This is a genomic window from Curtobacterium oceanosedimentum, assembly GCF_020297365.1.
Lineage (GTDB): Bacteria > Actinomycetota > Actinomycetes > Actinomycetales > Microbacteriaceae > Curtobacterium.
This window is the reverse complement of sequence record NZ_JAIXIG010000051.1, coordinates 1-9,078: the sequence shown is the minus strand read 5'-3', so window position 1 is coordinate 9,078 and position 9,078 is coordinate 1. Positions and strand designations below refer to the sequence as shown.

General features: G+C 75.5%; 11 protein-coding genes and 1 riboswitch. Of the genes, 5 read left to right on the top strand and 6 right to left on the bottom strand.

Annotated features, from left to right (window positions below; all coding sequences use genetic code 11):
• The first annotated feature begins 178 nt into the window (after positions 1-178).
• Positions 179-1,720 (top strand): S1C family serine protease, encoded by a 1,542-nt coding sequence (locus LEL83_RS15550; protein WP_225559500.1) that lies wholly within the window; start codon positions 179-181, stop codon positions 1,718-1,720.
• Between the two features lie 35 nt (positions 1,721-1,755).
• Here the strand turns inward: LEL83_RS15550 and LEL83_RS15545 are convergent, their stop codons facing one another.
• Together LEL83_RS15545 and LEL83_RS15540 are read right to left on the bottom strand one after the other, a co-directional pair.
• Positions 1,756-2,913 carry a hypothetical protein gene (locus LEL83_RS15545; protein WP_225559499.1) on the bottom strand — a complete coding sequence of 386 codons (1,158 nt, stop codon included), beginning with the start codon at positions 2,911-2,913 and terminating at the stop codon, positions 1,756-1,758.
• 65 nt (positions 2,914-2,978) lie between these two features.
• On the bottom strand, positions 2,979-3,236 hold the full coding sequence (locus tag LEL83_RS15540) for a hypothetical protein (RefSeq protein WP_225559498.1): 258 nt from the start codon (positions 3,234-3,236) through the stop codon (positions 2,979-2,981).
• A gap of 77 nt (positions 3,237-3,313) precedes the next feature.
• On the opposite strand from LEL83_RS15540, the gene LEL83_RS15535 reads away from it, so the two are divergent.
• Positions 3,314-3,676, top strand: coding sequence for an RNA-binding S4 domain-containing protein (locus LEL83_RS15535; RefSeq protein ID WP_198658264.1), 363 nt, complete (start codon positions 3,314-3,316; stop codon positions 3,674-3,676).
• Positions 3,677-3,698: 22 nt separating this feature from the next.
• On the opposite strand, the gene LEL83_RS15530 is transcribed toward LEL83_RS15535, so the two are convergent.
• From LEL83_RS15530 to LEL83_RS15515, 4 genes are all read right to left on the bottom strand, one after another.
• On the bottom strand, positions 3,699-4,064 hold the full coding sequence (locus tag LEL83_RS15530) for a hypothetical protein (RefSeq protein ID WP_225559497.1): 366 nt from the start codon (positions 4,062-4,064) through the stop codon (positions 3,699-3,701).
• The gene (locus LEL83_RS15525; RefSeq protein WP_225559496.1) at positions 4,064-5,011 is read right to left on the bottom strand and encodes a J domain-containing protein; all 948 of its coding nucleotides are present in this window, start codon (positions 5,009-5,011) and stop codon (positions 4,064-4,066) included. Before LEL83_RS15525 ends, LEL83_RS15530 begins: the two co-directional genes overlap by 1 nt.
• Before the next feature lie 72 nt (positions 5,012-5,083).
• Complete coding sequence (locus LEL83_RS15520) at positions 5,084-5,830, bottom strand: phosphotransferase enzyme family protein (RefSeq protein ID WP_225559495.1); 747 nt, start codon at positions 5,828-5,830, stop codon at positions 5,084-5,086.
• Between the two features lie 72 nt (positions 5,831-5,902).
• Complete coding sequence (locus tag LEL83_RS15515; RefSeq protein WP_225559494.1) at positions 5,903-6,850, bottom strand: NUDIX domain-containing protein; 948 nt, start codon at positions 6,848-6,850, stop codon at positions 5,903-5,905.
• A gap of 68 nt (positions 6,851-6,918) precedes the next feature.
• Positions 6,919-7,014, top strand: a riboswitch (TPP riboswitch).
• On the opposite strand from LEL83_RS15515, the gene thiM reads away from it, so the two are divergent.
• From thiM to LEL83_RS15500, 3 genes are all read left to right on the top strand, one after another.
• Positions 7,003-7,884 (top strand): hydroxyethylthiazole kinase, encoded by an 882-nt coding sequence (gene thiM, locus LEL83_RS15510; RefSeq protein ID WP_225559493.1) that lies wholly within the window; start codon positions 7,003-7,005, stop codon positions 7,882-7,884. (Overlaps the previous riboswitch by 12 nt.)
• Positions 7,881-8,627, top strand: coding sequence for a thiamine phosphate synthase (gene thiE, locus LEL83_RS15505; RefSeq protein WP_225559492.1), 747 nt, complete (start codon positions 7,881-7,883; stop codon positions 8,625-8,627). The genes thiM and thiE overlap by 4 nt, the downstream gene beginning before the upstream one ends.
• A partial coding sequence (locus LEL83_RS15500; RefSeq protein WP_225559491.1) for a bifunctional hydroxymethylpyrimidine kinase/phosphomethylpyrimidine kinase occupies positions 8,624-9,078 on the top strand: 455 nt, incomplete at its 3' end. The genes thiE and LEL83_RS15500, both read left to right, overlap by 4 nt.

Below are 9,078 nucleotides of genomic sequence, written 5' to 3'. Positions count from 1 at the left end.
TGGACGGGGCGGGACGCATGAGGAGTGAGGCAACCCTAACCCCCGCCCTCGTACGGCGTCCCCCGAGCAAGCCCGGAGCGCGCACTTGGTCCGTTCATAGGCTCGTCATGGGGAACCGCCCTGTACTGGTTGCCATCGACGCCCGACCGGGCCGCCGAGGAACGACCGGAGAACACCGATGAACGAGACCCCGAACCCCGCCGCCGCCGACCAAGACGAGAACGGCACCGCCCGCACCGGGTCCGCGCAGCAGCAGGCGCCCGGCACCCCCTGGGACGCGCCGCACGCCGATCGGGCCACCCTGCGCTCGGCCTACGCGTTCGACGGCACCGGTCCGTACCTGTACGGGCCCGACGGCTCCGGCCCCTACGCCTACGCACCGGACGGGCGTGGCCCCTTCCTGGTCGGCAGCCCGGCACTGCTGGGCGCGAACCAGGGCTGGGCCACCGCCGCAGCCTCGGCCGACCACGCCGGGGTGACCGGCAGGCGTCCTCGTCGCATCGGGCTCGCGATCGGCGCCGGCGTCGCGGCCCTCGCCATCGTCGGGGCGGCGGGCGGGACGGCGTTCGGGTTGTCCTCGCACGGCACCACCACGACGTCGAGCCAGTCCCAGGGCACGACCACCCTGCCGGGCACCGGTTCCGGTTCCGGCACCGGCGCCGGTTCCGGCTTCGGCGACGGCACGAACGGCTTCACCGTGCCCGGCGACGGCACCGGGACGAGCGACGGCACCGGCGACGGGACCGGCGGCACGGACAGCGGCACGGACAGCGGCACCGGAACCGGCTCGGCGCCGTCCGCGGCCACCGCGGCGACCGCCGCCCAGAAGCGGGGCGTCGTGACGATCAACACCGTCCTGGGGTACGACCGCTCGTCGCAGGCCGCCGGCACGGGCATGGTCCTGACCTCGGACGGCACCGTCCTGACGAACAACCACGTCATCCAGGGCGCGACGAGCATCGTCGTCACCGACGAGACCACCGGCAAGGAGTACACCGCCGACGTCGTGGGTGCCGACGCCACGAACGACGTCGCCGTGCTGAAGCTCCGCGACGCCTCGGGGCTGTCCACCGTCACGCTCGACGACGACGGCGACCCCTCGGTCGGTGACACCGTGACCGACGTCGGCAACGCCGAGGGCACCGGTGACCTGGTCGCCGCCGAGGGCACCGTCACGGCCACCGACCAGGACATCCAGGTGCAGAGCGAGTCCGGCACGGGCACCGAGTCCCTGCAGGGGCTGATCGAGGTCGCGGCGGACATCGTGTCGGGTGACTCCGGCGGGCCGGTCGTCGACAGCGAGGGCGAGGTCGTCGGCATGGCGACCGCGGCGTCCTCGGGCAGCGCGGACGTCACCGGCTACGCCATCCCGATCGCGACGGCGAAGACGATCGCGCAGAAGATCCTGGCCGGCGAGGCGTCGGACACCATCACCATCGGGCTCCCCGCGTTCCTCGGGGTGCAGGTGAGCGGCACCGCCGGTGCCACCGGCGGCGTCGCCGTCGCCGGCACGGTCGAGGGCTCCGGTGCCGCGCGCGCCGGGCTGGTCGCCGGGGACACCATCACGAGCATCGACGGCACGGCGGTGACGAGCTCGGACCAGCTGACCCAGGTCGTGCAGTCGCACGACGTCGGCGACGAGGTCGTGGTGCACTACACCGACACCACCGGCGCGGCGAAGACCGTCACGGTCACCCTGACCGCCGGACCCGCAGCCTGAGCGGAGAGCGCACGCGCAGCCCCGCGGTCCCCCGCTCAGCCCAGCAGCGCCCGCACCACCGACCGGTACACGTTGGCCGGGGAGTCCGTCCGGAAGGCGGTCTCCCCGGCCGTCGTCGTCCCCACGCGCGCGAAACCCTGTCCCTCGGCCCGCACGATCGTGACCGGGTTCGGTCGCCCCGGACGCCGCAGGTACGAGACCGTCCATGGCGCCGCCCAGAACCGCGCCAGCCGCGGGTCCGCCTCGACGATCGACGCCGGCAGGTCCGGGGCGTCCGCCCCTCCGGCGAGCTTCCGCCCGAGCAGGTGCGCCGGCAGCGACCCCGTGCGGAACGGGAAGGTCCACGTCGGACCGATGCCGAGCCTCCCGGCCGCCAGCGCGACCACGCGGTCCGGCGTGACGGACGCGACCACGGATCCCGCCTCGTCCGTCCCGTCGACGACGGTCTGCGACCAGGCCTGGAGGCGCGACACGCCTCCGTCGGGCAGGTGCTGCTCCAGCGTGACCGGCTGGGCGTCGCCCTGCCAGGGCTCGAGCAGGGCCTGGGTCGCCTCGGGCAGGGTGCCGAGACGGCCGACGAGGCCCGCGTCGATGAGTTCCCGGCCGGCGGCCGTGCGGAGCAGGGTGGGGTCCCACCGCCGTCCCGCCAGGCTCGTCAGCGTCCCGACGGCCGCTCCGCTGAGTCGGGGCCCGTCGAGCACGGGAGCCGGCCCGGGTGCCGGCAGGGGTTCGAGGTCGCGCTCGGGGCGGACCGGGACCGGCTCGGCGGCACGCACGCTCTCGAGGACGGCGAGCACGAGCTCGTCGGTCGCGAGCAGCCGGGCCAGCGGACGTTCGATGGTCAGGTCGACACGGTGTCGGCCGGTGACGAAGAGCAGGTGCGTGCCGGCGACGTCCCCGCCCTCGTCGGGTCGCACGTACTCGACCAGTCGTGCCGGGGCGCCCGCGGTGGTCCAGGGGTCGCAGCCGACCAGCAGCAGACCGTCGACGGAACCGGGCAGTCGTGCGAGGAGCCCGGTGTTCTCGTCGCCGATCGCGCGGTCGCTCGGACGGGAGCGGACGGTGAGGACGACGTCGTCGCCGGTGACGCGCAGGTCCGCCTGTGCGGTGTCCTCGCGGCGCCAGTGGTCCGGGCGGCGGAGGGTCAGGCGGGCGGTGCGGTCCTCGGTGCCGAGCGGGACGGGGACTGCCATGCTCCGAGGCTACGGGCGGGGCGTGCGCGCGGTGCGGCGGCTCGCCGGGGTGGCACGGCGCGAGGTCAGCGACGAGGAGCGCGAGGCGGCGGGGGCGGTGGGACCGGCTTCGCGGCGACGACGTCCGCGAGCCGGACCACGACGGGGCCGCGGCGCGTGGCGATCGTCACGGTGTCGGCCGTCCGCGCGACGAGGTCACCGAGGGCGTCCTGTGCGCCGTCGCCCTGGTGTGCGCGGACCACCAGCCGGTCGCCGATCACGGCGTCGTGCAGCACCCCGAGGGCACGGGCCCGCGCGATCGCAGCCTGCTCACCCGTGGTCACCGTGTCAGCGTACGACGGCGGGCCCGACCGACCGCGGAACCGGGGTACCGCGCGGACGGGCGGCCTAGAGTGAGGGGATGGCCAAGGCGCGCGTGGACAGCTGGATCTGGGCGGTGCGGATCACGAAGACCCGCTCCGCCGCGACCGCCGCGTGCAAGGCCGGGCACGTCCGGGTGAACGGGGAGCGCGCGAAGCCCGCGCAGCCGATCGGCCCCGGTGACGAGGTCCGCGTCCGGCAGAACGGGTTCGACCGGATCGTCGTGGTCACCGGCATCATCCTCAAGCGCACGAGTGCCCCCGAGGCGGCGAAGCACTTCGAGGACCGGACCCCGCCGCGGCTGCCCAAGGAGGAGGCCGGGTTCGTGCCGGTGCGCGAGCGCGGCGCGGGACGCCCGAGCAAGCGGGAGCGCCGCGACCTCGAGAAGCTCCGCGGGTACTGACCGCCCTGCGGCTCCGGACCGCTCAGCGCCGCTTGCCGTACGGGTCGACGACGACCTCGAACGCCGTCTCGCCGTCCCACTCGACCTCGATCGGCTGCCCGGTCCACCGTGCCTCGAGGCGCCCGTCGTCGTCCTCGTCGTTGCCGCACAGCGCCGAGCCGCTCGGGAGCCGTTCGATCGCGACCCGACCGCCGAAGCCCAAGGCGTACAGCTCGACCACCCGGCCGCGGATCGACTGGGTCCTGGCCGCGTCGTGCCGGACCTCCGCGAACCGCCGGGCGCCGTCGGCGGACACGACCCAGTACTCCACGACGTCGCCGATCTCGACCGCGAGGCCGCAGCACTCGTGCTCCCACCCGCCGACCTCGATGACGACCGGCTCCGGCATCAGACGAACCGGACGGTCTGCTGCAGCCGGTCGCGGATGTCGAAGACGTCGACCGAGCCGGCCGGCGACCACACGCCGTTGAGCACCTGGGCGAGCGCGCTGCGGCGGACGACGAGTGCCGTCGGCTTCTTCGGCGAGCCGACGAGCTGCACGTCCCCGTCGACCGCGGCGTCCGGCACGACGAGCAGTCGCCCGGTGAACCGCACGCGCGTCTGCTTCTGCACGGCCCGGGCGGCACGGACGAGCTCCTTGACCGGACGCTCCCCCGCCGCGAGCGTCTCCCCCACGACCTCGCCGTGCTCGACGCGCACCGGGGCGCCCCAGTCGATGGACTCGACCGCCCAGAGTCCGCTCGGGGTCAGGACGGCGTGGTCGAGCTTGCCCTCGGACCCGGCGTCCAGGTCGTGCCACACCGTGACGCCGATGCCCATGTCGGACACGATGGCGGCGGTGGCCTCCTCGGCGAGGGCCTCGGCGAGCAGCCGCCGGATGTGTCGCGGTGCGGAGCGGATCAGGGCGGGGTCGTACGGGTCCTCGATGGGGTCGCCGAGCCCGACCCACTCGCGCTCCGCCTGCAGGAACACCTCGCGCGAGCGACCGCCGGGATGTCCGTGGGACCGTGCCCGGGGGCGGGAGTCGCGGCGCGCTGCCGGAGGTGCGTAGGCGTCGCGACCGGTGTCGGGCCTGCCGGCTGACGCAGCGGACGGACCGGAGGCGGCCTGGCCGGCGTACCCGCGGGAACCGACGTCGTAGGCGCGGCGGGCCGCGGGGGTGCCGATGCGTTCCCAGGCGAGCTGCACCCGGCGGAACCGCTGGGCGTCACCGCCGAGGTCGGGGTGGGACTCGCGGGCCGCACGCCGGTAGGCGCGGCGGAGGGTGTCGTCGTCGGCGGAGGCGGGGACGCCGAGCACCTCGTACGGGGTCGCGTCGGCGGGGCTGTCGGTCATGGCCCTGCGACATTACCCGAGGCGGTGTCGGAGTCCGCCGCGAGCGCCCTGCGTGTGGACTGGGTGTCGGCGTCAGGCGACGGCGGCGGTGACGGCGTCGGCGTGCTGCTCCAGGTAGGCCACGTCGGCCCGGTACAGGTCCGCGTGCCCGTGCCGCAGGTCGCTGAGGAACTTCGGGTTGCCGGCGGCCGCCTCGTGCTCGATCGTGGTGACCAGGGCCACGAGGGACGCGATCATCGTCTCGACGAGGACCGCACGAGACCGGGCGTCGAGGTCGTAGGCGCGGCAGAACTCCGCTGCCCGTGCCAGGCGGTCGTCGAGCCGGGGTGCGGTGGCCCCCTCGACGGCGCCCGTGGTGAAGGGCGCGAAGCGGTACACGGCGCTCGCGACGTCCCAGACGCGCGGCCCGGGGTGCGCGGTGTCGAAGTCGATGAGGCCGACGGCGGCGATGCCGTCGTACACGCAGTTGTACGGCGCGAAGTCGCCGTGCACGATCGTCTCGACCGGGGCGCGGTCGGCCTGCGACCAGACGTCCGCGGTGTGCTCGCGCGGGTAGGTGGCGGCGGCGTCGTGGAACTGCCGGAGCAGCCGGGCGCTGGTGACCAGGGCGGCCTCGCTCGCGACGTCCTCGGTCCAGGGGTACTCCCCCGCGACCCCGGGCACGAACGACACCGTCTCGAGGGCGTCGCCGAGGGCGATGGGTTCCGGCGCGGCCACGAAGCCCTGCTCGTGCAGGTGCGCGAGCAGCCGGTGCACCGTGGGGGTCCACGGCCCTGCGGGGCGGTGGACGCGGTCGTCGGCCCTGGTGATGCGCTCCACGGGATCCTCCTGGGGGTGTGCGTCTCCGTTGACGGACCGCCAGCGTACCGGCACCGACCAGGGCTGTCCCGGTCAGTGCGGAAGGCGGCTCCGTGCGTCGGTCTGCTCGCGCAGCCACCCCGGTCCGCGCACGACCGCGCCGGACGCTTCGACCCGGGCGCGGAGCTCCCGGTCGGCGGTCACGACCACGACCGGCCCGTCGCCGGCGTCACCCGCGCGTCGTGCGGCCTCGACGATCGCGTCGTCGCCGGGGCCGAGGGCACGGACCACGTCGACGGCGGCTGCGCGTGCCTGGGGGTCGGCTGTTGCGCGTGCCTCGGGGTCGGACGCTGCACGTGCCTCGCCCTCGAGCACCACGGTCCAGCGCGGCCACCACCGCGCGAACGGCAGGTCGAGCAGCGACGCCTCGACCCCGTCCGCGGCGAGCGCCGTCACCGACGACAGCAGGCGCGAGGCGGCACCGGCGCGGTCCTTCCACCAGCCGTCCGGCGTGCTGCCGACGACGTTCGCGGCGTCGACGACGACGTGCGGCGTGGTCGTCACCACGGCGCGGAGCGCCGGCCACGACGCTCCGAACCCCGGGTGCAGCGGGAGCGCGTCCACCTGGTCGATCGGGATCCACGAGAGCGCGAGGCTCTCGCGGTCGGCGATCACCGGTTCGAACGGCCGGGAGGCGCGCCCCACCACGGTCGTGTAGGTCCAGAACCCCAGGTCGAGCAGGGCCGTGTGGCGCAGGTCGACGGCGTCGTCCGGCACGCCGGCTTCCTCGGCGGACTCGCGGAGCGCGGCCGTCACGGCGGCCTCGTGCTGGTGGCGGGCGCCGCCGGGGATGCCCCAGGTGCCGCCGTGGTGGCTCCACTCGACGCGGTGCTGCAGCAGGACGCGTCCGGCGCCGTCGTCGACGAGCAGGCCCGCGGCGCCGAAGCGTCCCCACGCCTTCGTGCCGTCGGGACCGATCGCCCAGGCGTCGCCGGGGTCGCGGGGGCCGGGTGGCGGCCCGGGAGGCGTCGAGTCTGGCACGGTCCAACCCTGGCACACGGTGCTCGGACCCGGACTCGGAGTCGTCACCGGACGTCGTGTACGGTGTCGCCCGAGACACGGGGTGCCGCAACCAGCGGCTGAGATCACACCCGTCGAACCTGCTCGAGCTCGTACTCGCGAAGGGATCGTCCATGGAGAACGCTGCGCCCACCCACGACTGGGGCCACCGGACCGCCGAACTGCTCGAGGCCGTGCGTGCCCGGGCCCCGCTGGTGCACTGCATCACGAACACCGTCGTGCAGAACGTCACGGCGAACGTGCTGCTCGCGCTCGGGGCCTCTGCCGCGATGGTCGACATCGCGACGGAGGCGGGACCGTTCGCCCGGGTCGCCGACGCCCTGCTGGTGAACACGGGCACCCCGCACGCCGAACCGCGGGTCGCCGCGCTCGAGGCGGTGCCCGCTGCCCGCGAGGCCGGGACGCCCTGGGTGCTCGACCCGGTGGCCGTCGGGTCGCTCCCGGTGCGGACGGCGCTGGCCCGCGACCTGCTGGCGATGCACCCGACGGTGCTGCGCGGCAACGCGTCGGAGGTGCTCGCGCTGCTCGGCGCCTCGGCCGGTGGTCGCGGGGTCGACAGCACCGCGGGCACCGAGGACGCCCGCGCCGCTGCGATCGCCGCCGTCACGGGTTCCGATCCGGGTCCGGTTCCGGGTCAGGACGGGAGGCTCGTGGACGCGGTGGCCGTGTCCGGTCCCGTCGACCTGCTGGTCGCCCCGGCGACGGGCGTGGTCCGGGTCGCGAACGGCACCGAGCTGCTGACGCGCATCACCGGGGGCGGCTGCGCCCTGGGAGCGGTGGTCGCCGCGTTCACCGCGGTGTCGCCGGACGACGCCGGGGCCGCCGCGGTCGCCGCCACCGCGGTGCACACCATCGCCGCGGAGCTCGCCGCGCAGGAGGCCGGTGGACCCGGCTCGTTCCAGCCGCTGTTCCTCGACCGGTTGGCGTCGCTGACCCCGGAGCAGGTCGTGCGGACGGCCCGGATCACCGTCGAGTCCGCGGCGGTGCCGGCGTGACCGGGCAGCGGCGCGACCTCGGCGTCTACCTGGTGACCGACGGGGCCCTGGCCGACCGGCACGGCGTCGGGGTGCTCGGCGTCGTCCGGGCCGCGGTGCAGGCCGGAGTGCGGATCGTGCAGGTGCGCGACAAGGACGCGTCGGCGCGGGACCTGCTCGCGCTCACCGTCGCCGTGGCCGGGGCGGTGGGCGACCGCGCCGCCGTCGTGGTCGACGACCGGCTCGACGTCGCCCTCGTCGCCCGACGGGACGGGCACCGGGTCGCCGGCGTGCACCTCGGGCAGTCCGACGTGCCGGTCGCCGCGGCCCGGGCACTGCTCGGTCCCGGTGCGCACGTGGGCCTCACCGCGAACACGCTCGGACACCTGTCGACGGTCGAGCGACTCCCCCGCGGCACCGTCGACCTGCTCGGCGTCGGGGTCGTGCACCCCACGGCGACGAAGGCCGACCACCCGCCGGCGCTCGGCCACGACGGCTTCGCCCGGCTCGCCGCCGCGACCGACCTGCCGTGCGTGGCGATCGGCGGGGTCACCCTGGACGACGTCGACCCCCTGCGCGCCGCCGGTGCCGCGGGCGTCGCGGTGGTGTCGGGCATCTGCGCCGCAGCCGACCCCGGATCCGCCGCGGCGGCGTACGTGGCGGCCTGGGGCGGTGGAGCCGACCACGGGGCGGGAGTGGGGTGGGCGCCGGAGGGTGCGCCGCGCCTCCAGACCGGGTCCGCGCAGCACGGGGCGGGCGCATGAGCGTCCCGCGCGTGCTGAGCATCGCCGGCACCGACCCGACGGGCGGGGCCGGGCTGCAGGCGGACCTGAAGGCGATCGCCGCGCACGACGGGTACGGGATGGGGGTCGTGACGGCGCTCGTCGCCCAGAACACGCACGGGGTGCGGTCGGTGCACGTGCCGGACGTCGGGTTCCTGCGCGAGCAGCTCGACGCGGTGTCGGACGACGTCACCATCGACGCGGTGAAGACGGGCATGCTCGGCACCGCTCCCGTGGTGCGGGTGGTGACCGACTGGCTGCGGGAGCACCGGCCGGCCGTGGTGGTGGTCGACCCGGTGATGGTCGCGACGAGCGGTGACCGGTTGCTGGACGAGGACGCCTCGGCCGCGATGGCCGACCTGCTCGAGCTCGCCGACCTGGTCACGCCGAACCGGGACGAGCTCGGGGTGTTGGTGGAGCTGGCCGGGAGCGG